Origin of the sequence: Novosphingobium sp. Gsoil 351 (assembly GCF_009707465.1) — a bacterium.
Classification (GTDB): Bacteria; Pseudomonadota; Alphaproteobacteria; order Sphingomonadales; family Sphingomonadaceae; genus Novosphingobium.
Genome location: NZ_CP046120.1, coordinates 1,037,555 through 1,059,674 on the forward strand (window position 1 = coordinate 1,037,555; position 22,120 = coordinate 1,059,674).

The 22,120-nt window shown below is 63.6% G+C and carries 22 protein-coding genes; 3 read left to right on the forward strand and 19 right to left on the reverse strand.

Annotated features, from left to right (window positions below; genetic code table 11):
- Positions 1-62: 62 nt before the first annotated feature.
- On the forward strand, positions 63-734 hold the full coding sequence (locus GKE62_RS04920; protein WP_195908596.1) for a GntR family transcriptional regulator: 672 nt from the start codon (positions 63-65) through the stop codon (positions 732-734).
- A gap of 183 nt (positions 735-917) precedes the next feature.
- On the opposite strand, the gene GKE62_RS04925 is transcribed toward GKE62_RS04920, so the two are convergent.
- From GKE62_RS04925 to GKE62_RS04970, 10 genes are all read right to left on the reverse strand, one after another.
- Positions 918-1,661: a glucose 1-dehydrogenase gene (locus GKE62_RS04925; RefSeq protein ID WP_154691266.1), complete on the reverse strand. Its 744-nt coding sequence runs from the start codon at positions 1,659-1,661 to the stop codon at positions 918-920.
- Between the two features lie 402 nt (positions 1,662-2,063).
- A complete protein-coding gene (locus tag GKE62_RS18400; protein WP_195908597.1) occupies positions 2,064-2,381 on the reverse strand; it encodes a hypothetical protein in 318 nt (105 codons plus the stop codon).
- Positions 2,382-2,748: 367 nt separating this feature from the next.
- Positions 2,749-3,999, reverse strand: a complete 1,251-nt coding sequence (locus tag GKE62_RS04935; protein ID WP_195908598.1) for an MFS transporter — start codon at positions 3,997-3,999, stop codon at positions 2,749-2,751.
- Entirely contained in the window at positions 3,992-4,840 is an 849-nt protein-coding gene (locus tag GKE62_RS04940) for a DUF4437 domain-containing protein (protein ID WP_154691269.1), read from the reverse strand. The genes GKE62_RS04935 and GKE62_RS04940 overlap by 8 nt, the downstream gene beginning before the upstream one ends.
- A gap of 29 nt (positions 4,841-4,869) precedes the next feature.
- Complete coding sequence (locus GKE62_RS04945) at positions 4,870-7,053, reverse strand: TonB-dependent receptor (protein WP_195908599.1); 2,184 nt, start codon at positions 7,051-7,053, stop codon at positions 4,870-4,872.
- A 182-nt stretch (positions 7,054-7,235) separates the two neighbouring features.
- Positions 7,236-7,634, reverse strand: a complete 399-nt coding sequence (locus tag GKE62_RS04950) for a nuclear transport factor 2 family protein (RefSeq protein ID WP_154691271.1) — start codon at positions 7,632-7,634, stop codon at positions 7,236-7,238.
- Positions 7,634-8,068 (reverse strand): nuclear transport factor 2 family protein, encoded by a 435-nt coding sequence (locus GKE62_RS04955; protein ID WP_154691272.1) that lies wholly within the window; start codon positions 8,066-8,068, stop codon positions 7,634-7,636. Before GKE62_RS04955 ends, GKE62_RS04950 begins: the two co-directional genes overlap by 1 nt.
- Complete coding sequence (locus tag GKE62_RS04960) at positions 8,065-8,817, reverse strand: aspartate/glutamate racemase family protein (RefSeq protein ID WP_230206918.1); 753 nt, start codon at positions 8,815-8,817, stop codon at positions 8,065-8,067. The genes GKE62_RS04955 and GKE62_RS04960 overlap by 4 nt, the downstream gene beginning before the upstream one ends.
- 79 nt (positions 8,818-8,896) lie before the next feature.
- Positions 8,897-10,918 (reverse strand): TonB-dependent receptor, encoded by a 2,022-nt coding sequence (locus GKE62_RS04965; RefSeq protein ID WP_154691273.1) that lies wholly within the window; start codon positions 10,916-10,918, stop codon positions 8,897-8,899.
- 161 nt (positions 10,919-11,079) lie between these two features.
- Positions 11,080-11,448 carry a flavin reductase family protein gene (locus GKE62_RS04970; RefSeq protein ID WP_230207053.1) on the reverse strand — a complete coding sequence of 123 codons (369 nt, stop codon included), beginning with the start codon at positions 11,446-11,448 and terminating at the stop codon, positions 11,080-11,082.
- Between GKE62_RS04970 and GKE62_RS18790 the strand changes: the two genes are divergently transcribed.
- Together GKE62_RS18790 and GKE62_RS18795 are read left to right on the forward strand one after the other, a co-directional pair.
- Positions 11,375-11,572, forward strand: a complete 198-nt coding sequence (locus GKE62_RS18790) for a hypothetical protein (protein ID WP_230207110.1) — start codon at positions 11,375-11,377, stop codon at positions 11,570-11,572. The two genes, GKE62_RS04970 and GKE62_RS18790, sit on opposite strands and share 74 nt — an antisense overlap.
- A gap of 496 nt (positions 11,573-12,068) precedes the next feature.
- Positions 12,069-12,350 carry a hypothetical protein gene (locus GKE62_RS18795; protein WP_230206919.1) on the forward strand — a complete coding sequence of 94 codons (282 nt, stop codon included), beginning with the start codon at positions 12,069-12,071 and terminating at the stop codon, positions 12,348-12,350.
- A gap of 104 nt (positions 12,351-12,454) precedes the next feature.
- Here GKE62_RS18795 and GKE62_RS04975 read toward each other — a convergent pair whose 3' ends face one another.
- The 9 genes from GKE62_RS04975 to GKE62_RS05015 form a co-directional block, all read right to left on the reverse strand.
- Entirely contained in the window at positions 12,455-13,600 is a 1,146-nt protein-coding gene (locus GKE62_RS04975; protein WP_154691275.1) for an alpha/beta fold hydrolase, read from the reverse strand.
- Between the two features lie 272 nt (positions 13,601-13,872).
- Positions 13,873-14,547, reverse strand: coding sequence for a TetR/AcrR family transcriptional regulator (locus tag GKE62_RS04980; protein WP_195908600.1), 675 nt, complete (start codon positions 14,545-14,547; stop codon positions 13,873-13,875).
- A 137-nt stretch (positions 14,548-14,684) separates the two neighbouring features.
- Entirely contained in the window at positions 14,685-15,467 is a 783-nt protein-coding gene (locus GKE62_RS04985) for an SDR family NAD(P)-dependent oxidoreductase (protein WP_154691277.1), read from the reverse strand.
- A 65-nt stretch (positions 15,468-15,532) separates the two neighbouring features.
- Positions 15,533-16,228 (reverse strand): class II aldolase/adducin family protein, encoded by a 696-nt coding sequence (locus tag GKE62_RS04990; RefSeq protein ID WP_154691278.1) that lies wholly within the window; start codon positions 16,226-16,228, stop codon positions 15,533-15,535.
- Positions 16,215-17,231 carry a PdxA family protein gene (locus tag GKE62_RS04995; protein ID WP_195908601.1) on the reverse strand — a complete coding sequence of 339 codons (1,017 nt, stop codon included), beginning with the start codon at positions 17,229-17,231 and terminating at the stop codon, positions 16,215-16,217. The genes GKE62_RS04990 and GKE62_RS04995 overlap by 14 nt, the downstream gene beginning before the upstream one ends.
- The gene (locus GKE62_RS05000; protein ID WP_230207054.1) at positions 17,228-17,776 is read right to left on the reverse strand and encodes an aromatic-ring-hydroxylating dioxygenase subunit beta; all 549 of its coding nucleotides are present in this window, start codon (positions 17,774-17,776) and stop codon (positions 17,228-17,230) included. Before GKE62_RS05000 ends, GKE62_RS04995 begins: the two co-directional genes overlap by 4 nt.
- A 2-nt stretch (positions 17,777-17,778) precedes the next feature.
- On the reverse strand, positions 17,779-19,200 hold the full coding sequence (locus tag GKE62_RS05005; RefSeq protein WP_154691281.1) for a Rieske 2Fe-2S domain-containing protein: 1,422 nt from the start codon (positions 19,198-19,200) through the stop codon (positions 17,779-17,781).
- Positions 19,201-19,261: 61 nt separating this feature from the next.
- On the reverse strand, positions 19,262-20,518 hold the full coding sequence (locus GKE62_RS05010; RefSeq protein ID WP_154691282.1) for an MFS transporter: 1,257 nt from the start codon (positions 20,516-20,518) through the stop codon (positions 19,262-19,264).
- 119 nt (positions 20,519-20,637) lie between these two features.
- The gene (locus GKE62_RS05015; RefSeq protein WP_154691283.1) at positions 20,638-22,095 is read right to left on the reverse strand and encodes an aldehyde dehydrogenase family protein; all 1,458 of its coding nucleotides are present in this window, start codon (positions 22,093-22,095) and stop codon (positions 20,638-20,640) included.
- Positions 22,096-22,120: the final 25 nt, after the last annotated feature.

Here is a 22,120-nt window from a genome sequence, read left to right on the forward strand (position 1 = left end):
AAGCGACTTGGAGCTAAGACTTAGCGACCGTAAGGGAGTGCTCGATGGTAAGGCGATCCCCTTTGCCCGGTGAAGAATCCGAGGACATCTCAGCCTCGCTGGTCGGCCGTCTCGTCGATGCGGTGGTCGATGGCGTGATGGCTGGCCGCTACGCCCCCGGCCAGCGCCTGATCGCGGCAGACCTCGCCGACGAATACGGGGTCAGTCGCGCGCCGATCCGCGAGGCGCTGCACATGCTCGCCGGCGAAGGGGTAGTCGAGCTGATCGCCAATCGCGGCGCCCGCATCCGTTCACTCAGCGTCAAGGAACGGATCGACTTCCTGGAATTCACCGAAGCCATCTGCGCGCTCGGCGTTAGGCTGGCCACGGGACGGAGCAACGATGCGGACGTCCGCGCCGCAATCACTGCCCGGTTTGCCGCAATCGAGGAAAGCTGGACTCGCCGCCATGCCCGCGACTTTGTCGATGCGCTGTATCGCTACCACATCGAGCTAAACCGCATTTCGGGCAACGGCTTCGTGCACTTCTTTTACCAGCGGCCCTACATCCGCTTCTACACCACCATGCTTTCTGATCTTGCTCCGGCTTCGCACTGGGAGCAGTACATCAGCAACTACCGGCTGATCCACGAGACGATCCTTTCGGGCGACGGCCACTCTGCCGTCGTGATCTTTACCAGTCATATCCGCTGGGTGGTCCGCAACATGCGCCGGGACTTTGAAGGCGGCCACTGACCATTCACAATGCGAGTCCCAAGAAGTGGACCGTGTTTGGAATGGCTGAAGTCCGGCAGGCGATCGTCCATTGCTGTCGCTGGGCGACGCAAACCCTTGGCTCAAGGCCACCAGATCCTGCTTCGCTCGCCGCCGCCACAAGTCATCCGCGCTGGGACGGCGGACAATTCGAACCGAGACAAATCAGATCGTACTCCCGCCGTCGATGCGGAACTCGGCCCCGGTAGCGAATTCGGCTTCGTCGGTTGCGAGATAAACCGCCAAGGCAGCAATCTCCTCCGGCTTGCCCAGCCGCCCGAGCGGATGGGATGCGACGAACGAGGCATACAGTGCGTCCGGATCCTCGGATTGCGCGAGCACTTTGTCGATGATCGGTGTGTGAATCGCACCGGGGTGGATCGAGTTACACCGTATGCCGTAGCCTTGAGAGGCGCAGTGCAGCGCCACCGACTTGGTCATGTGCGTAACCGCTGCCTTGGCCGCATTGTACGCGACCAGATTGGCCTGCGCGCGGACGCCGGTCATCGAAGACATGTTGATTATCGCACCGCCACGAGCCTTCATCTTGGCAACGCCGAACTTGCAGCCAAGGAACACTCCAACGACGTCGACTTCGAACTCGTGCCTGAACTGATCGAGGGTGACCTCCTCGATTGACCCGAGTGTAGTAATACCTGCGTTGTTGACGAGCACGTTGATCGTGTCGCAGCTGTCGAGCGCGGCCTGCCAAGCCGCCTCGCTCGATACGTCGAGCCGCACGAACGTGGCCCGCGGGCCGAGATCGACCGCAAGCGACTTACCCGCCGCCTCGTCGACGTCCGCGATCACCACCTCGGCGCCCTCGGCTACGAAACGCCGCGCGATTGCTTCGCCCAGCCCGGACGCTCCTCCGGTTACAAACGTCCGCTTGCCTTCGAGCCGTCCCATCCGCCGTCCTCCATCACATTCCCGAACAGCTTAGGAAGTCGCCAGCCCACGTCGACTGACAAACCTGCGGGGGTCTTTCGTGCTACCAGCGAGCTTTCAAGGATCGAGGGCAGCGCCCGGCCCGTTCCATTGGACCCTCGCGGCCGCGATAGAATGCCGACTTTGCCTATCGGTCGTTACAATTTCGCAGTTCGCGCCGGTTGCGGAATTGCCCAATCTTCCAGCGCAGTCGCTGCAGATCTGCCGGATTGCTCGCTGGTTCATGGCAAGTAGAGATTGCTATCCCTGCGTACGAGCGGTCCGTTGACATGCCGTCTTCCGGGCTCCCTAGAGCGATTGAATTGGCGGAGTGAGGGACGTTCGTTGAAATCGCGGACGCCATGCTGCTGTTTCAATGCGTCCTCATGTTGCCCATGCCCGAACGAATGCATCGGCATGCTGGCCAAGGAACCCATCCAGCGATAGCGGTCGGATAATCTCGCCGCCGAGCAATCGCTGATGCAGAACGGCGACCATCACCGGGGCGGCCCGATTTATTGCAGCCGCACGAGTCCCGCCTTCTCGCATCTCGCCCGCCGCGACGTGATGCGCAAGGCGTGCCTCGACGGCGGCCAACATCGGTTCGAGCAAATTGTCGATGAAAGCTGGTCCCGTGGTGGGATGGCCCAGGCCCTCCGCCAGGCCACAACCTATCATGCGGTCGAGGTCAGCGTGGATCATACCTCCCGCAAGGTGGCGGACGGCGTCCTCGACGGATTTCGCAAAAGGTCCGCTTGGACGAGCCATGACGGCCAGCGGCTCCGACCCTTTGCGCGCGTTCGTCCTCCATGACCGCACGGATAACGTCGTCGCGGCGGCCGAAGTGATGCTACAGCGTCGACAGGCTGACGCCCGCGGAAGCCGCGAGGTCGCGCCACCACGGTGGGCCAGCGGATCGATCGTGCAATCGCGCACGTATGCGCGGGAGCAGCTCCGCGCGACGCGCCGGTGTTGAGCGATTGCGGGTTCCCGGGCTTCTAGGCATGGATCATATGAACCAAATTATCTTTCCCTCTGGTGGATCGTACCGCCAATCGAAGCGAGATGATCATGCATTCTCCTTCGGCATCAATCGGCGAGCGGCCGCCAGCAACGGCACCGCCAGAAGCAGCGCCGTGGCGCCAACCACGGCCATCGCCTGGCCGAGCCGCCCCTCGTCCGCGAGCAAGCGATCGGAGACCAGCGCCACCGCAGTCCCGCCGAAGCCGATGCCAGTCAGATTTACCACGAGCAGGTAGATTGCCGAGACACGCGCACGCAATGGCGGCGGAGTTGCCAGCTGCAACGAAACCACCGCGGGGCCGAAGCAGAATGCCGACAGGAACACCAGCGGCGCGAAAGCGGCGAGGCTCAACGCCGCCGAACCGGTGGTGGTGAGGATCAGTGGCACTGGCACCAGCAGGACCGCTCCACCCAGAGCCGCGGTTAGCGCGCCACGCGCGTCGCCGCGGGCGCGCAGGCGGTCGCTCGCCGCTCCACCAGCGAGCATTCCCGCGATGCCCGCAACCAGCACAATGCCTCCGATTGCGAGCCCGCTATCGGTCTTGGCCCACCTGAAAGCGCGCAGGAGAAATTCGGCGAGCCAGGCCAGATAGCCGTTGAACGCGAGGGTCAGCATCGAAAAGCCGGCGAAATGCAACGCCAGGAAGCGCCAGTCACGCTTGAGATGTGGCGCGAGCGGGGCAGGCGCCTGCGGCACGGCGGCGGGGCCACGGCGCGCCTCGGGAAGACGCCAGGCCACCAGCGCAGCCAAAAGCAACCCTGGCGCCCCGACAATCGCGAACATCGTCCGCCAATCGCCGCCGAGCGCATCCACCAACGCTCCGCCGGCCAGGAAGCTAAGCCCGATGCCAAGGTAGACCCCGCTGCCGTAGATCGCCAGCGCCCGGCCAACGCGTTCGGCGGGGTAAAGCTCGGCGATGAGCGAATAGGCTGACGGCGACAACGCGGCCTCGCCGATACCGACACCCACTCGCGCGACGAAAAACCACCCAAAACTCGGCACCAGGCCGCACAGGATCGTCATCACGCTCCACAGAGCGATTCCAACCGTGATCAGGCGCCTTCGATCGCCTCGATCGGCGACCCACGCCAAGGGGATGCCGAGGATCGAATAGAACAGCGCGAAGGCCAGGCCGCCGAGAAGACTGAATTGGGTGTCCGTAAGAACGAGGTCGGCCTTGATGGGGCCGACAAGCAACCCGACAATGGTGCGGTCGACATAGGACAGGACATACGCAGCGGTGAGCAGCGCCACCGCTCCCGCCGCGCCGGCCCGTGCCCCGACGCCGTCAGGCAAGCAGCGGTTCCTCATAGGCGCGGGCGTGCCTTGCAAGTTCCGGCGGCAAGACCGGCGCATATGGCGGATCCCAACGGAACAGCTTCTTCTCGGTGGCGAAGATGTTGTCCAGCGGACCGTTTACCGTGCGCACGAACAGCAGATAGCCTGTATCGGTCCCAGAAGGGCCATGCCATTCCTGCTCACGCCACCACGCATAGCCCCCCGGGCCCATGCGCCCGCAATCGCCCCACACATAGTTGCCGGCAAGGCAATAGAGCTCCTCGACCATCGAGTGGGTCCATTGCGGCTTCGCCATGTCCGGGGGCACCCGGTGAGGCGGCGACATGTAAAGGAACGAGGTTTCCTGCGTATAGGGATCGGTACGAAGCGGTTTGATGGCCACGCCCTTCGACAGTTGCGGATCGACCAGTCCAGGATCCCATTCCATGCTCAGCGGATCCACGTGCGCAACCAGCAGCGCCGCGTCGTGCGGAGTCGCGGGCCGGCCGGCGATCACTTGCGGCGCGTCGTAGAACATCGTCAGCACGGTCGCGCCGTCGGGGGCGGAGGCGGTCTCACGAACGTAGCCTGCGGGTAGAAAGCCGTACTGGTGGCGGGTGTAGCTGCGCCCGTTGATGACCAGCTCGCCGTCGAGCACGAGGAATTCCTCGTGGCAGGTCAGGTGTTCGGCTGCGTCGCGCCGCCACCCTTGTGGATAGCGCACGACCGTGGTGGCGTCGGTGCCGGCATCGTCGATCGACAGGACCTTCGACTGCACTTCAGGCCGCGCGCCGGAATAGAGGCCGTCTTGCCACGGCAAGCACGGTGCCTGGATGAACAAGGTGTGCGGTCGCGCCATGGGTTTGGCTTCCCTCGATAGCCGGTGTGTCAGAAATCGAACCTGACTTGCACGCCGATCTGTCGCCCCGGCGCCGGGTAGCCGAGAGCATTGCCGATCCGCGCGGTATCCTTGGCGAAATCGGTGGTGGAGGTGAAGCGCACCACGTTCGCCAGGTATTCCTCATCGGTCAGGTTCTTGCCGAACAACGCGACTTCCCAGCGCCCATCCAGGGAACCAAGCCCCAGCCTCGCATCGATCAGGGTCAGCGGCCCGTTCGAAGCGACGTTCTCGTTGAACTGACTGAAGAACGTCCTGCTCGTATGGCTGGCCTGCGCCGAGGCGTGGATCGCCAGCGTGTCGCTGATCGGTGCATCGTAATCGATGCCCCCGCCAAGCTTCCACTCGGGCGCATTGCGCAGGCGGTTGCCCGATACGTCGATGATGCGGGTGGTGCCGTTCGGATTGACCCCGAACGGTGTCAGGAAATCGCGATATTTGGCGTCGAGGTAGCCAACGCTGCCGGTCAGCGTCAGCCCCCGTGCGGCCCGGACAGCGGCCTCGAGCTCGCCGCCGTCGATCTTGGCCGAGGCGGCATTGGTGACGACGGTGAAGCCGTTGAGGAAAGTCGAAACCTGGAGGTCCGAGTAGTCGTAGTGAAACACGGACCCGTTAAGCCGCAGTCGGCGGTCGAGCAGTTCGGTTTTTGCCCCCGCCTCGTAGGCCCAGATAGTCTCGGGATCGAACGGAGCGTTGAGGTCGTAGGAGTTGAGTCCTCCCGATTTGAACCCGCGAGAGGCGGTGGCGTAGAACAAGAGGTCGCGGTTGGGTTTGAACTCGATCCCGAACCGGGGAGTCCAGGCGTCCCATTGGTCCTTCACATTGCGGCTACCGTTGAGGACCAGCGGGTTGGTTCCGAAGATCCCGTCGGCACCCGCAATCGACCCGCGCAAGGTGCGATCATCCTTCTTGTCCTTGCTGTAGCGAATGCCCGCGATGATCCCGACCTTGGGGGTGATGTAGAACGTCGCGTCGGCGAAGGCGGCATAGGACTTGGTCTTGGTCCGCGCCGGAAAGACGAAGGTGGTCGGCACGGCCACGCCGCCAATGCGCGGCAGCCCAAGCGTGCCCTTGTTGTCCTCGTCGAGGTAGAAGCCGCCAACGACCGCACGCAGCCGCTCGCTGTCCCAGTTGAATCGGGCCTCCTGCGTGAAGGAACGGTAGTTGCGCTTGAACTGGGTGCGAGTGATGTCGATCTCGGTCCCATCAGTGTTGAACAGGAAGCGCTGGTTGAACCGCCGCAGCGCCGTGATCGAGGTGAAGGTCAGTTCGGGAGTTAGGCTCACGCCGGCCTGGCCCACGAAGCCGGACGTCGTCCAATGGTCGAACGTATCGAGATCGTTGCGGGTCTGACCGAACTTCGTCGGAACCGCTCCTCGCGTCTGCGCGAGGCCGATGTTGTCTAGCGGGAACACCGAGGTGTTGCCGTTCTTGGAGCGCGTGTGGTCGACAACCAGCTTGAGGTCGATCGCGTCCGAGGCATTGACGGCAAACGTACCGCGCAGGGCGAAGATATCCTGGTCGTCGATGCGGTTGCTGCCGCGCGGGTCGAGGTCGTCGGTAAAGCCCTTGTCCTTGCTATAGCGCATCGCCAAGCGAACGCCGAACATGTCGTTGAGCGGTCCGCCCACCGCGGCCTCGACTTCGCGCCGCTTGAAGCTGGAGTAGGACGCCCGCACCCGCGCATCGAATTCGCTGCCCGGTCCGCGCGAGATCATGTTGATGACCCCGCCGGTAGCATTGCGGCCGTAGAGCGTCCCTTGCGGTCCGCGCAGCACCTCGACTCGATCGAGGTCGAAGAACTGAGTGGCGCCAAGCTCGAAGCGGCCGACGTAAGCCCCATCGATGTTGAGCGCGACGCTGGGGTCGGAGGCCGAGCCTTGGATGTCGGAACCGATCCCGCGCAGGTAGATGAAGCTCTGCCCGCCCGCCCGGCTGAAGGATAGCCCGGGCGTTTGCTGGGCGATCGATTCGATCGTGCCCTTCTCGAGCGCGGCGAGGTCTTCGCCGCTGACCGAGGTCACTGCCACCGGGACGTCCTGGAGATTCTCAACGCGTTTCTGCGCGGTGACCACGATCTCGCTGAGCGCGGCGTCGTCTTGGGTAGCCGGCTGCGCGAGGACGGGCGTGCTCGAAAGCAGACTGACGAAAAGCGTGAACCGGCTGCGAATCATGACAGGTCCCCCCTGTTTGTGCCGGAGCGGATACGGCATTTGGTATACCAAGTCAACGAGGCAGGCTTGAAAGCGGGCGGCCGCGGGGCGTTCATGCGTGAAGCCCGACTTGCCTAGACGCGTGCTCAGGGGGGACGATCCGGCGGGAGCCAGCCGGGTTGGGCAGGCTGTCCGGGCGCCGTTCAAACTAGCGGGTTTTGCCCGCTCATATAGACGTAGACTTCCTGGAACTTGCCGTCTCGCACGCGCCAGAAGTTGGTGTTGTTGAGCCGGGTGACGGAGCCGTCGTGGCCGGTCAGCACGGCTTCGAAGCTGGCCGCGATGCGCCCGTTCTTGTCATCGACGGTGCAGGTGAAGTCCTTGTGGACGATGGTCTGGTAGCCGGCGAAGAAGTCTTCGAACATGCGGCGGATCTCGGCCTTGCCGCTGTGGCGGGTAAACGCGGTCTGGACGCAGAACAGCGCCTCGTCGTGGAAGCAGGCGAGGGCGGCCTCCATGTCCTTGGCGTCGACGCTGGCGAAGTACTTGCGCGTCGCCAGGTCGATCAGCTCGGCGCGCGAGAGGCCCGGTTCGTACTGCATCAGGCGTCTCCCGGCTGGAGCAGGTTGTCGCCGCTCATGTAGACGTAGACGCGGTGGAACAGGCGGTCCTTCAGGTAGAACCGGTTGCAGTTCTCATAGCGCAGCTCGTCGCCGCCATGCGGGGTGATCAGCACGGTGAACTGCGAGCACACGGTGTTGCTGTCGGGGTCCGCGGTGTGGACGAAGTTGCCGTGCCAGATGTCGGAAAAGTCGGCGAACAGCTTCTCGAACATCCTGGCGATGCCTTCGTCGCGCCCGGTGTGGACGGTGCCCGAGGTGACCTCGGTCAGCACCGCGTCCTCGCTGAAGCAGTTCAGCACCTGGGCCAGGTTCTTGTTGTCGACCCCGTCGAAGTACCGCTTGGTGACGATGTCGATATAGAACGGATAGGCCAGCGCCTTCTGCCCGGTCCCACCTTCGCTCCACTGGCTCATGCCCAGCCCTTCCGGATGTCCGCGTCCTTGCCCACCTCGGGCGAGGGAAACGCCTTCTTCGAATGCGAAAGGCCAAGCCCGATCAGCAGCTCGAGCTGCTTGTAGGCGACCTGTCCGGGGTTCAGCACCGGGACCGGCAGGTTCGCGGCGAGGTATTGCGCCGACTGGTGCATCGTCGTCGAGCCCAGCACGATCACGTCGGCGCCGTCCTGGGCGATCGCCTTCTCGGCCTCGGCCTTGAGCTTGGCGAAGATCACCTCCTCCTTGCCCGCGAGCAGTTCGGTGACGTCGGGCCGGGTGTCGATCGAGCGCAGCGAGGCGCAGCGGCTCCACCAGCCGTACTCGGTCAGGGTCTTCTCGTAGAGCGGGAACCACTGCGGCCACATCGTCAGCACGGTGAACTTCTTGCCCAGCATCATCGCGGTGGCGAACGCGGCCTCGCCAGGCCCCACCACCGGGATGCTCAGGCGCGAGCGCAGCGCGCGCAACCCCGAATCGCTCACCGTGTCGATCAGGACCCCGGCATAGCCCTCGTCCTCGGCATCAATCCCGGCCTGGAACACGGTCCAGTCCATCAGCAGCATATCGTGATAGCTGTCGCCCAGCGCGGCGCCCCACCGAACCGCGGCAAACTCAGGCCGAAACCCGCCAGCGACGAAATCGTCCGGAAGCTGCAGCGCCCGATTGGCAACACCCGCCGAATCCATCGGAATCGGAACAACCACCTTGATGCGTTTGCAGTCGGCCACGTTCACCTCCACGAGGTCATTATGGTATACCAAAATCGATTCGTCAACGCCTTGGTCGAGACGGCCGGAAGGAGGCGAGTCATCCGCCCAGGCGGATACCAGCCCACAAAGTCCGCGGTACGCCGAGATCGATCGAGCCTGCCTGGTTACGCGTGACGATACGCTCACCGGTGAGGTTCTCGCCGCGCAGGACCAGCGAAAACCCCCGCGTCAGCGGGACCTGCGCGAAGGCGTCGAGCGTGGTGGTGGCGGGCAGCGCATCGATCTCCAGGTCGTCCTCGAACTGGCGGCCGGTGCGGCGCAGCGTGGTCGCAAGCCGCCAATTGGTGGCTGGTTGCCATGAGAGCGTGGCGCTGCCCGCGATCTTCGGGGTCTGCGCCGGACGCTTGCCGTCCAGCGCGGCGCTCGCGCCGTTGGCCTCTACTTCGGCATCGGTCAACGCCAGCGATCCGTCGAAGGCGAACGCACCCAGCCGCGCCTGCGCGCCGAGCTCGATCCCGCGCGCGTGAACTGCCGCGACATTGCGTCGCTCACGCACGTTGGTCGCGATGGTGACGTTGGCGATGGCGTTGCGGACCCGGTTGTCGAAGGCGGTGGCCGACAGGGTCAGCGCCGGCATCGGGGTGAAGTCGATCCCGCCCTCGAACCCGCGCAGCCGCTCGTTGCGCAAGGCCGCGTTGGCGCGGGTGGTAACCGGAAAGACCACGAACGGGCGGTACAGCTCGTTGAGCGTAGGCAGGCGCAGCCCGGTGTAGCCCGCGCCGCGCAGTTGCACCCCGCCGCCGAGCTTCGCGACCGCGCCGCCGCGCACCGAAACGTCCCATCCGGAACGGTTCGCAAAGGTGCTGGCGATCGTCGCGGCCCCCGCCGCATTACGCTCGCGGAAATAGCCGTCTCGGATCGTCCAGCGATCGGCGCGTACCCCGCCGGTCAGCACCAGGGACCCGCCAAAAAATTGGGGCGTCCAGTCGTCTTGCGCGAACAGGCCCAGGTCGCCGTTCTTCCCGCCCGCCCGGCGCCGCGCGGTGACGAGGCCGGTGACCGCGCTGTAGGCTTCTTCCTGCAGCCCACCGCTCGCCCGGCGATAGTCGATCCCGACCCGCGCGACGTGATCGTCGCCCAGCGGAGGGCGCACCTCGAGCTTGCCGCCCAGCCCGGTCGAAGGCGTGCGCCGCTGGTCGAGCGTCTTCCTGAAGCTGGTCGAGCTGATCACGATGTTCGAGAAATCGCGTGCCTGGACATAGCCCAGCGCATCGAACTGCCAGCGTCCGCGCCCGACCACGCGCAGGCTGGCGTCCTGGCCGCTGCTGGCGGTGTCGCCGTCCTTGAAGCGCAGCGTGCGCTGGTCGTCGAAACCAATGCCACGCGCCTGGAGCTCGATCGTATCGCTGAGCGGAGCGACAAGGCGCAGCCCCGCCGACCAGCTATCGAAGCGGGCGCGGGCGCTAGCGGCGACGCGCTGCGCTTTCGGCGTTGTCCAGAACCCGTCACCCTGGTCCCAGCGCGCGCTGACGACTGCAAAACCCCGTCCCAGGCGTGGCGCGAGCGTCGCCGAAACCTCGGTTTCGCCGCGGTCGTCGACCAATGCCTCCCCGCTCGCCAAGCCGAGTTCGCCCGCGCCAGCGCTGTCCAGCTCGATCGTCCCGGCGACCGCACCCGCGCCGAATGCGCCCGAACCGCCGCCGCGGGTCACCCGCACCGCTGCCAGTCTTTCCGGCGCCAGCGCGCTCAGCGGGATATAGCCGAAGAACGGATCGGCCATCGGCACCCCGTCGAGCAGGACCAGGCTGCGGCTGGTCGCGTTGCCGCCCAGCGCACGCAACGTCACGCCCTGCGCCGAGGGGTTGGACGAGCGGCTGTCGGAACGGCGGAATTGCTGAAACCCCGCGACCGAAGACAGCACGTCCTCGATCCGTCCCGAAGCCGCGCGGGTCAGCACCTCGCGGGTCAGCACCGTCACGTCGTAGGCCGGGGTGGCAGGCGTTTCCTCAAGCCCGCGCCCGGTCACCACGATCGGCGCCGAGGGATCGGCAGCCTCTTGCCCGTGCGCGGCGAACGGCATTGCCGCAAGCGGCAGGGCGAGAACAGTTGTAAGGCGCATGGGCTGTTGCGTCCGGCGATCCGAGGGGCACGGCGGCCGTGGGGGGATTCCACGACCACCGTCTTGAACGTCGTCCTAGCGGGAGGGGCCGTCTCCGTCAGCCCCTCCCGAAGGGGTCAGAAGAACGGGGGCCACGCTGCGGCTCAATCGAACAGGTGCGCCTATCGCTTGGCCGAAGGCGCGTCCTGGGCGACTACCGATCTACGGCCGGCTGCCCGGCGCAAGGCGGCAACGCGCGAAGTCAGCGCCGATCGCGGCTTTCGAGTAGCCCGGGAACTTTGACCGCCAGCGCTCGAGCGGACCCTGCTAGAACGGGTCTCGCTGGCCTGCCAGGCCGTGGCGGCAAATCCGTCCTCGCTTTTGCGGGCGAAACAATTCGACGCCGGCTGCTGGCCGATGTGAAGCACGTCGATCGCGAAGTGGCTGGCCTGGCGCAGCGCAAGGGAGAAACCGGCGGTGTTGCTGATCGAAACCAGCAGATGTGGCGAATCGGGCGATACCGAGGTGCAGCAGTTTTCGGTCAAGCCGATCGGCGTGCCGTCGGGCGCGACGGCGGTTACGATCGTGATCCCGGTGGCAAAGCAGCCTATCGGTCTGTCTGGATCGTCAGAGAACGGCTGGGTGGCGGAGCGGGAGTCCCCGAAGCACCCTTGACTTTGTTCGATAAGTCTCACCGGTCATACATTCGGTCATAATTTCGGTGCTCGTCAGAGGTTTAAAATTCAATGACTTAGCCTTCTCGAAAATGGCGTTTTGAAGGACGACAATAGCAAACCGAAATCGCTGGCGAACATTCTCTCTAGCCGCAATACTCCGCGTTTTACACTCGGATATTATGATGCGCATAGCTTTCACAAGCGGACTTGTGAAACGCGGAAGCAGCGATCGCCTTACACAAACCATTCTGCCATCGTCCTCGCAGGCCCGGACCTCGCGACTATTCCGCTAGCCGGGGTGCTCGATGGCCGGCGCACGCGACCTCTCGCGCAATAGCTCGGTGCCGCGCTGGCCTGCGAAGTCGGGGATGGCGGCGTAGCGCTGCAGCTCGGCCTCTTCTTGCGAAGCCGCGTGCGCCGGTCAGCCTGACGGCGCTTCGAAACCCGACCCGCCGCAGCGGCGTGTGATCTTCCAGCTAATCCCGGTGGCGCGTATGATTCCCGAAATCGGCCTGCCGAGCGCTTTTGGCGAGTTCCCGCAGCTACGGCCAAATCACGCACTCATGCGAGCGACCAAAAGCAGTTGCCGGCGTCAGTATCTGTTCGGCGTGCTGCTTTGCGACTGGGCAGGGCCGACCTTATCGAAGACCCGGTCGTTCCCCGGCGACGTCACTTACAAGCGGGCAGACCAGATGCCTGCAAGCGCTGTTCTATATGTCGGCTGCCGTAGCTACGAAACGTGCCGCCGATTTTTCAAAACGAAGGATGGTTTTTAGGTTCATCTCGCGGCTAACCCAAGAGCCGTCGTGACGGCGCACACCGCCCGGCAGCTAAGAGGCATGAAGGCGCTCCTCAGAGGCCCATTTTCCAGCGACTGGAGTTATGCCGCCCTTTGTCCAAGCCATCCCAACTTCTCGTCAATGATAGTGCATTTCGGGGAGTTCCATGAGCTTAGCGATGAGGTCGAGCTCGGGTCGGCTGTAAAAGGCCCGTTGCCGAAGGTCCATTCGGCGTCCGCCGGGCCTATCCGGCGGAGCAGTCCCGCCGTTGCTCGCCGGCAGCGCTCCGAGACGGGGTCCCACTTGCGAAAACCGCCAAGATGAACACCTCGTCTCGGGCGATCACGCAGGCGCGAAAAGGATGCAGGCCCTGGCACTGCTTTAGAACGATCGGCGACGGAGGGCACCAGTGACGAAATTGAATACCGTTTCATTGAAATCCCGGGGGTTCTCGATCGTGAGATAGTGACCGCAAAGGGCAGCAGGGCGACATGGATGCCCGGAAGCATCCGTCGCATGTTCGCAATCATCTGGCTGTTGTGCGAATCCTCGGATCCGAGCAGCAGCATCGCCGGCGTGCGGTGTTCTTGCAGCTTGTCGAGAATGCTGCACAGCGTTCGTTGACTGAAGCGCGGGAAATTTGCGAACGCCGTCGGCGAGGTCTCTCGGTGGAGCCGCTCGAATAGGGTCAAGATCTCGGGGCTGCCTAGCACGGTAGGGCCCCAGAATGTCCGCGACTCAAGGCGCTCCTGGTATACCGCCGCCATACCTTGCTCGCGGGCGAGTGCGATCATCCGCTCGAAGTTGGCGACCGCTTTCTCGCCCAGGCCCGCATAAGGTTCAGCGTCCCCTTCCGGACTGGCGATCAGATCGCACGCGGCGAAAAGGATTGCGTCGACGCGCCCGGGATGGCGCTTGAACAAGTGAGCTGCACTGCTGACGCCCCAATATGCCTGACCAACGAGACTGAATCGCTCTATTCGCAAATGATCGAGCAATAACGTAATGTCCTCGGAAATATTTTCGAATGTATAGAATTCTCGTGCACCGATTTGTTTGTCGTGGTGTGTTGTCTTGCCGTGACCACGAAGATCGCAGGCAACCACCCGAAAATCGTTCTGTAGAACAGCTATATTCTGCTCAAGCGCAGTGATGTTCGATACTACGTTGTGAAGGAGGACAATGACATCACCATCGCCACGATCGACATAATTGAGATCGATTCCGTTGACGCGAATCTGAGGCATGAACGTTTTCCTCTGCTAAGAGAATGCGCCCGTCGCCGAATGGCGCCGCACGCATCGGCATTGCCATTCCGTCCGCGCTCGGCACACACCAAATCCCGAGGTATCCAGCAGTAATCTGATGAGACAAAGCAGACAACGCCTTTTTACATGTAATATTATAACATAACTAAGGGTGTACTTTGATGAACTTTGCTGTATTCAATGGGTTGTGTTTGGCTGTAACGTCATAAGACAACGCAATTTAAGAACTCAATAGAATCAAATTGATACACCTAAACCTTATCTATGTTTGGTGGGTTTCTTGACCTTTTGGTCAGTCTTTTTATTTTCGCAGTGTATTCTTCCAGCAACTTTACCGTTAGCTCGGTGACCCGTCTGACCCGTTCGGGATCCCGGCCGATCTGGGCGCGCACCGCCAGTCCGCGCAGAACGCTCCATAGCACCCAAAGGATGTCTTCGGCTTCGTCGGCCGATAGTCCGGTGTTCGCGAAACGGCTTACCCAGGCCTGCTCGGCTCCGATCCGCTGGCGCTGCGACATGTGACGGACATCATCGGCCAGCGGATCAAGTTTGTTGCCCGCAATGACAAGGTCCAATGCGATCAAAAAATCCTCGCCGTAGAAGAAGGCTTCGGCATCTGCGCAAGCTGATTCGAGGATCCTGTCGTCCTCCATTACCCTGTTCGCCGCGTGCGCCGCCTTCTCGTGAGCCACCGAAAAAACCTGCTCCAAGCAGGCCGCGACAAGGGCGTCCTTGGTTGGAAAGTGATGAAGTTGTGCGCCGCGTGAAACGCCCGCCGCATCGGCCACTTCCGCCACTCGAAATGCTGCGTATCCCTTGTCGCGGAGCAGATCGATGGCCGCAGACAGGATGCGCGCCCGCATTCTCCTGGTGCGCTCGCCTTGCGGCGTGCGCAATGCCTCGCGGTTTGCGGAAGCGCCCGTCACTGTGCCTGCCAATTCTTTCGCTGGCCGGCCAAGTGCCGGACCCCAGTTGCATAGCTGCGCCCGGGAGGTTGTCAAAGCGTGGGAGGGAGCTCGATACATGACCATTTTCTGGCGATCCGGCGGCAGAACGATGGCGCTCAGCGAAACGTCGTTCCGCCATCAACTGCTATGGACTGGCCGGTGACGAACTCCGCTCCATCGGATGCGAGGTAAAGCGCGGCCGCGAGCAGGTCATCGGCGGTTTCGTGGCGCTTGATGCACTGCATCGCCAAGATCTGCGACTTTTGTTCGGGCGTAACGGTTTCCCGTTCGATCTCCGTGAACGTGGCACCTGGCAACAGCGCGTTTACTGTGATCCCGTCAGCGCCAAGCTCTCGCGCCATGGCCCTAGTCATCCCCACCACCGCGGCCTTGGAAGCCACATAGTGCAGGTAGTGCGGGCGACCGAGCGTCACCACGCCCGATGAGATGTTGATGATGCGTCCATGACGGCTCTTCCGCATGACGGGAGCGCACGCCTTGGCGACGAGCATAACGCCGTCGACATTAACCCGCATGACATCGCGCCATTCCTCGAACGGTATGTCTTCGAACGGGCGCATCTTCAAAGTGGAGAAGATAGCCGCATTGTTGATGGCGATATCTATGCGCCCGAACGCGGTCAGCGTCGCCGCAACCGCCGCGTCAACGTCGGCGGGTTCGGCCACGTCGGCGGGTGCGACGATGACGGTGCCCTTGCCACACTCCTGTTCGATCTCGGCGGCCACCGCCCGTGCCTTGGCTTCGTTCAACTCGACAATCGCGATTTTCGCCCCGGCGCGAGCAAAGCCCTTGGCGAAGACTCGCCCGATCCCCTGCCCAGCTCCTGTGATCAGGGCCACGCGGTTGGCGAAATCGGTGGCGTTGGCCTTGTCAGTCATACGATTCACTTTCTCCGTTTAGAGTTGCGAAGCCGCCGCCGGGCACCCGCGCGGCGCGAGCATCTTCAGAATAGCGGGCGGCGGTCCTGCGCCGCCGGAGCAGTTGTCAACCAGCGCCAGGTGCGATCGATCACTCCGCCCGCCAAAGTCTGACGCGCAGCTATTTCATCGTCGTCCAGCAACCCATCTGCAGGATCGAAGCCCATAGCGCGGACATCGCGTTCGATCCGCGCCGCGTCTTCCAGAAAGAACGCGAAACTCGCGGCCTCTTCGATGTCGCGACCGACCGTGATCGCCCCGTTCCCGCGCATGACGACGGCGGGGGCCGGTCCCAGCGCGTCTGCCAGGCGGGCGGCCAGGACATCATCGCGCAGGAGTCGGGGGTCATCCCAGAGCGGTGGCCTTGGCGCGAAATAGGCGCCTAGCCCATGCCGCGCGGCCGGAGTCACGCCGACCGTCGAGAGGGCCATGACCAAGGGCGGCATGACGCGGCAGATGCCGCCAACGTCAAGGCGCGCGGCATATATCGCTTGGTGCGCGCGCACTTCACCCAAGACGCCGGCGGGAAGTGCGCCGTCGACGGCCACGACGGTTCCCTCCTCGTGCTCGATCAAGCCCATCGGCATTGCGGCGCAAACAAGAAATCGCCGCTCGTCGATGCGGGCGCTGCAATGACCGAAGGCGTGGACGAGTCCGGCTGACGCCAGACCGCGCGCGGCGAGGCGCACCCGGTGATCGAGGTCGCGGTCAATCTTCTCCACCGAAGCCTCGACCCGCGCAAAGCGATTCCGCCATCTTCATCGCGGACGCCATGCTAGCGTGCTGCGCGATCCCCTTGCCGGCGATTTCCATCGCCGATCCGTGCGGCACCGTCAGACGGACGTGATCAAGGCCGATGTAGATTGTGCATGCGCCTTCGAACGCCGCCGTTTTCAACGCGATTTGCCCTTGATCGTGATACATCGAGACGACGACGTCGTAGCGCCCTTCCATTGCCAGACGAAAGATCGAATCGGGCGAAATGGGACCTTCGACCTGCCGTCCCACGGCCCGTTCGCGCTCGACCGCGGGCGCGATCGCGTCTCGATCCTCGCGTCCCATCGCGTGCGGATTGAGACCGGCGACACCGATCCGCGCCCCCCTCACGCCCCATCTCTTGAAAGTTTCATCGACCAGGGCGACAAGCGCCGACACCGCGCTGATCGTGACGGAGCTGGGAACCTCGGTGATGCTGATATGCTCGGTAATCGGCACCACGCGGAGCGAAGGGCTAACCCGCAGAAGATAAGTTCCAGCGGGCTGCAAGTCGTCGATCGACTCGATTTGCCCCGAAAGCTTGAGCGAATGCGAGTCCACCGGAGCCATGATCCAACCGTCGATCAAGCCTTCGCTTGCCCATCGTTCGGCAAGCCGGACCCACTCGACCACAGCCCGACCCGACGCAGCGCCCGGCTTGCCGATCGTCCACGCCGTCTTCGGGAGCGACCCGGGATCGAAGATCGCAATCTCCGAGAGGCTCGCACCGATTTCGCGCGGGCTGCCAACCTGCCGGATTCGGGGTTCCAGCCCACTCGCCGCGGCTGCAAGGCGGACTGCATCGACGCTGCCAATGAGGACGTGGCGCGACGAACACGGAGCGCCATCCAGCGTCAGCGCCTTCACGCAAACTTCCGGCCCGACCCCCGCCGGGTCGCCGATAACCGTGGCGATCAGCGGCTGGTCGACCGGCGCCCGTGCGGGTGCTCCCTGCGAAACGCGCGTCACAGGAGAAACGTCACGTTGCGCATCGGCGCATCGTTGCCAATCAGGTAGACTTTCTTGCCGGCGATCTTGAGCCCGCCGGCACTTCGGATTAGCCGGTGAGTGGCGCGCCCGAATAGGGTCTGTTGCTGCCCGCCGCGCACTTCCCCAAGGACGAAGTTCGATCGGACCAGAATGTCTGAAACGCCCGCTGCGACTGCGGAAAAATTCGAGACTATGCGGACCAGCTTGGATTTGGGACTTTGCGAATGCATGCGCTTGTCTTTCAGCCGGAATATGCGGTCCTCGAGACCTTCGTAGCGCTCAAAGATGATCGATACGCACCGCTCCGAGTCCAGATCTTCGCTGTTCGAGGGCACCCAGTACAGACCCAATGGATGCCACAGCGACAGCCAATCGTCGTAGGCGTGCTGATCCATGAGGTCGGCTTCCAAGCAGAGGAAGGCCTCGATCTCGCCGAACAGATCGCTCGGCCGCCGGATCGCCTCGCACGAAGGGGGTTCGGCGAAGATCGACGCACCTGTCAATCCAACCGCACTTTCCGTCATCTTCAAAGCGCTCCAGTGAGGGAATCGTCCGTCATCATGGCCAACCATTGCCGCATTTGACCCCGCTGCGGGACTTCGTCGGTTATGTGGCCGACTACCGTACCGTCGTCCTCGACATGCTCGCGATTCATACCACGCGAGATGTTGATCCATGGATCCACGCTCGCCTGAAGGCCCAATTGGACGCGCTCGAAGATTTCGGCGTCGTCCGTGGAACCGGAGCCGGCGGGGCCGTAGAATGACTCGTGCTGGCGCAGCCGGAGCGCGTTAAGTTCGACGCTTGCGTTCGCGAACAGCACCGGGAACATCTGAACCTCGGTTTCGTCGACCGACAGCGGGTTCACGATGCGGATCTGATTGTTGATCAGCTGTAGGTTGGGGAAAATCCCGACATGGGGGTCGCCGGCCATTGCCAGCAAGAGGTCGGCCCAGCCGGCATCGTGTTCGGCGTAGAGGGCTTCGATGTACTCCGTTCCGCCGGGCGTGTTCTGCAACAACGAGCGGAATTTTCCGGCATGCATGAGGCGATGCTTGCGAAAATCGAGCATCGTGTGGCCATGGCCGAAGTCGCGCGTTTCAGAGACGGCGTCGAAACCGAAGGGGTTGGCGCTGTGCGTCGCGCCTAGGCTGTGCCCCGACTCAGCTTGACGCTCCCAGGTCGCCAGAACCGAGGCATGGACGAACAGTGGATGGTAACCATCCATGCCCACCTGTTTCCAGTTCCCTTTATAGATGGTGCGATTTGATCCTGCGCGCACGGTCAGATCTCCGCCCGGTGCGGCGTCCACCAGAATGTCAATCACCTTCGCCGCACCGCCGAGATAAGCGTCGAGCGGGATCGCCTGGCGGCTCAGCGCCGCAAACACGAACCCGCGATAGCTGTCGACCTCGGCGGCCGGCGTCAGCCCGTTCGCTCGCGGGTCGAAACTCTCGCCATAGCCCTCCGGGCCCGAGACGCTGGCTAGCTCTCCCGAGGTGGAATACGTCCAGCCATGATACCAACAGCGAAAATAGCGGTCCCGACCTTCATCGAGCTCGCAAACGATCGCGCCGCGATGCCGGCAGCGGTTGAGCAGGACCCTGACCTTGTCATCCTGCCCACGTACGAAAATAACGGGCTGGCGTCCGATCTGGCGCCGCTTGAATTCCCCCGTCCTGGCGATTTCGCTCTCGTGGCCGATGTAGACCCAGCCCGAGTGAAAGATGCGCTCAAGCTCCAGGTCGAATATCTCCGGGTCGGTGTAAAGCGCAGAGTGAACCCAGCCAGTCGGCGCAAGTGTTCGCAGCGAATCAACGTCGTAGCTCAGGCGCGACGCGTCGAGTCGGTCCGGAACGCGGTGTGGCTGCACCGGCGCGCCCGGGCCGATGCGGACCTCCGCATCGGGCACCGCCGAATCGAGCGTCAATTGCTTCGCGGCTGACATAAGGTTTCTCCCGGCTGTGGTGGGGCGATTATGATGCTCGCCCCCATCCGATCTTGCGTGTTCATCTTTTGAAGTCGAATTCGATCGACATTCGCGCGCGCCAGAACAGAAGGGCGGCGAGCGGCGCCATCAGGCTTGTAAGGATGAGCGAGGCGCGTAGGCTCGCACCCGGATCGTAGCCAAGCCGCCAGGACAGGAGGTCGCTGAGCGCGCCAACCAGCAGCGGGCCCAATCCGACGCCGACGATATTGAGGACGAGCAGGAAGAGTGCCGTGGCACCGCCACGGATTTGCGCCGGCATGACGCTTTGATGCGTGCTGTGGATCGGCCCCATCCACATCGCCCCCAGAATATTGGGGATCGCGAGCGCAACCAGCGCCAGCCTGCCGTCACTCATGCTAAAGATCACGGCATAGCACGGTAGCGCCGCGAGCGAGGCCAGCGCGGGAATCGTAACGTAAGCGCGAACATCGCGGCGGCCGTAGCGATCTGCCAAATGCCCGCCGAGCCAGACTCCGATCGCGCCCGCAAGGCCGATCGACAAGCCCAGCGCAAGCCCGAGAAACCCTGACACGCCGATGCCAGCCCGGGCCGCCAACTGGGTTATTTCCGGTCCGTGATTACGAACAAAGAACGAGGCGAGAAATGGTCCGAAGCCGTAGCCGACCGCAGCTTGGCATGCGGTTGCGACAGCCACGAGGCGATAGGTCCGAACGCTCCAGATCGTCCGCAGCACGGCGAGAAGGCCCGGCTCCGTCTCCGTCCGCTGTCCGAAACGGGTGCGTGGTTCGTGCAGGCCGATCCACAAGAGCGGCGCGATAAGTAGGCCAGGGAGCCCCGCAACGAGGAACGCGGTACGCCAGCCATAGGCATCGGCCACCAGACCACCCAGGGCCAGTCCGGCCAACGAACCGAGCGGCACGCCCAGATAGTAGATCGATAGGGCGGATGCTCGGCGCTCCGCAGGAAAGTAGTCGACAATCAGTGAATTCGCCGCCGGCGTAAGGCCGGCTTCGCCAACGCCGACGCCGACGCGGCCAAGCAGCAGTTGCGGGAAACTCATCGCAAAACTGCACGCGATGGTGAAGCCGCTCCACGCGAGCACGGCCACCGCCATTATCCGTGGACGATGGCCACGATCCGCCAAGCGCGCAAATGGTATGCCCGCAATCCCGTAAAGCAGCGCGAAGGCCATGCCCGACATCAGTCCGATTTGCCAGTCGGCGAGGTCCAATTCGTAACGAATAGGCTCTGCCAGGATGTTGATGACTTGCCGATCGACGAAGTTGAGCGCGAGCGCGAGCGTCAGGATCGTCATCGCCGCGCCGCGATTGATTCGCGGGGCAGCCTGCGCGCCTGCTCCCTCACTGCCGGTCGGACCGGCCCGGTGCCGACCATTGCGGACCGCGCGCGACACGGGGGAGGCGCTGCTCCGGTTCAACGGTCGCTGGTCCTGAGCGAAATGTAGATGTTCTTTTCCTGAGTGAAGGCGAGCAACTCGCCGAGGCACTCCTCGCGGCCGATACCGGATTGCTTCATTCCACCGAAGGGAGCGCCAAGTATGTGGCGAGACGTCTCGTTGATCCAGACGTAGCCTACTTCGACTGCCATAGCCGCGCGGTGCGCGCGCTCGAGATCGCGCGTCCAGATAGAGCAGGTAAGCCCGAACTCCAGCTCGTTCACCGCGCCGAGCATCGTCGCTTCGTCCGACCATTTCATGATGGCGAGAATTGGGCCGAAGACCTCCTCACGCGCCAAGCGCATGTCCGGGGTCACATCGGCGAAGACGGTCGGCTCGATGAAGAATCCGTTGGCCAGGCCCGGATCAGCCGGACGCCCTCCCCCGCAGACCAAGCGAGCACCTTCCGCCTTGGCGTCGTCGATAAAGCCGAGAATGCGCACGTGCTGCCGCTCGCTGATGATTGCGCCCATGGAGGTCGCGTCGTCTCGCGGATCACCCGGTCGGAAACGCCCCACGCGTTCGGCAATTTGCGTCAGCACGGCATCATAGATTTCCGCATGCACGAATGCCCGGCTCGTCGAGCCACACGATTGCCCGCACCAGGCGAAGTTCATGCCCTGGGCAAGAGCCGAAGCGACCTCACCTGGATCGGCGTCGCCATAAGCGATCAAAGCATTCTTGCCGCCCAGTTCGAGCAGGACCGGCTTCAGTGTGGCGCTCGCTTCGCGCATCAGGGCGCGGCCTGCGGCCACGCTGCCCACGAGGCTGACCATCGCGACCTTGGGGTGGGCGGCGAGCGCAGCGCCTGCCTCGATTCCCCCGGTCAGCACGCTGAGGGTGCCGGCCGGCAACAACCCCTCGACCAGCTCGGCAAACCGCAGAGCCGACAGCGGTGCCTGCTCCGAGGGTTTGACGATCACCGCATTACCCGCGGCGAGCGGCGCCGCGATCTTTCCGACGCAGAACAAAAAGGGATGATTGAACGCCAGGATTCGCGCGACCACCCCATACGGCTGTCTGATCGAAAAATTGACGGCGTTGGGGCCGACCGGGATCGATGCACCCTTCATCTCTGTGACCAGCCCGGCGAAATACTCCATCAACGCGGCGGCCACGTAGGCGTCGCCTCGAAGTTCGGCGACCGGATTGCCGCAGTCCTCGGCGTCGAGAGCGACGAGCTCTGCAGCGTTCTGCCGAACCACCGAGGCGATCTCACGAAGCAGTCGAGCGCGCTCGAGCGGAAGGACGTCGCGCCACGCGGCGAAGCCGGCCAAGGCCGCGGTGACGGCGCGATCGACATCTTCGCCGGTGGCATCGGCGACCTGCCCCAGGAGGTCTCCGTTGGCTGGGCTGTGCGAGGGGCGATAATCCCCTGATGACGGCGCGTGCCAGCCGCCCCCGTAGAACAACTTGTGCTCGCGAACTGCGTCCATTCCCGCTGCCCTCCTCCTTCACGCG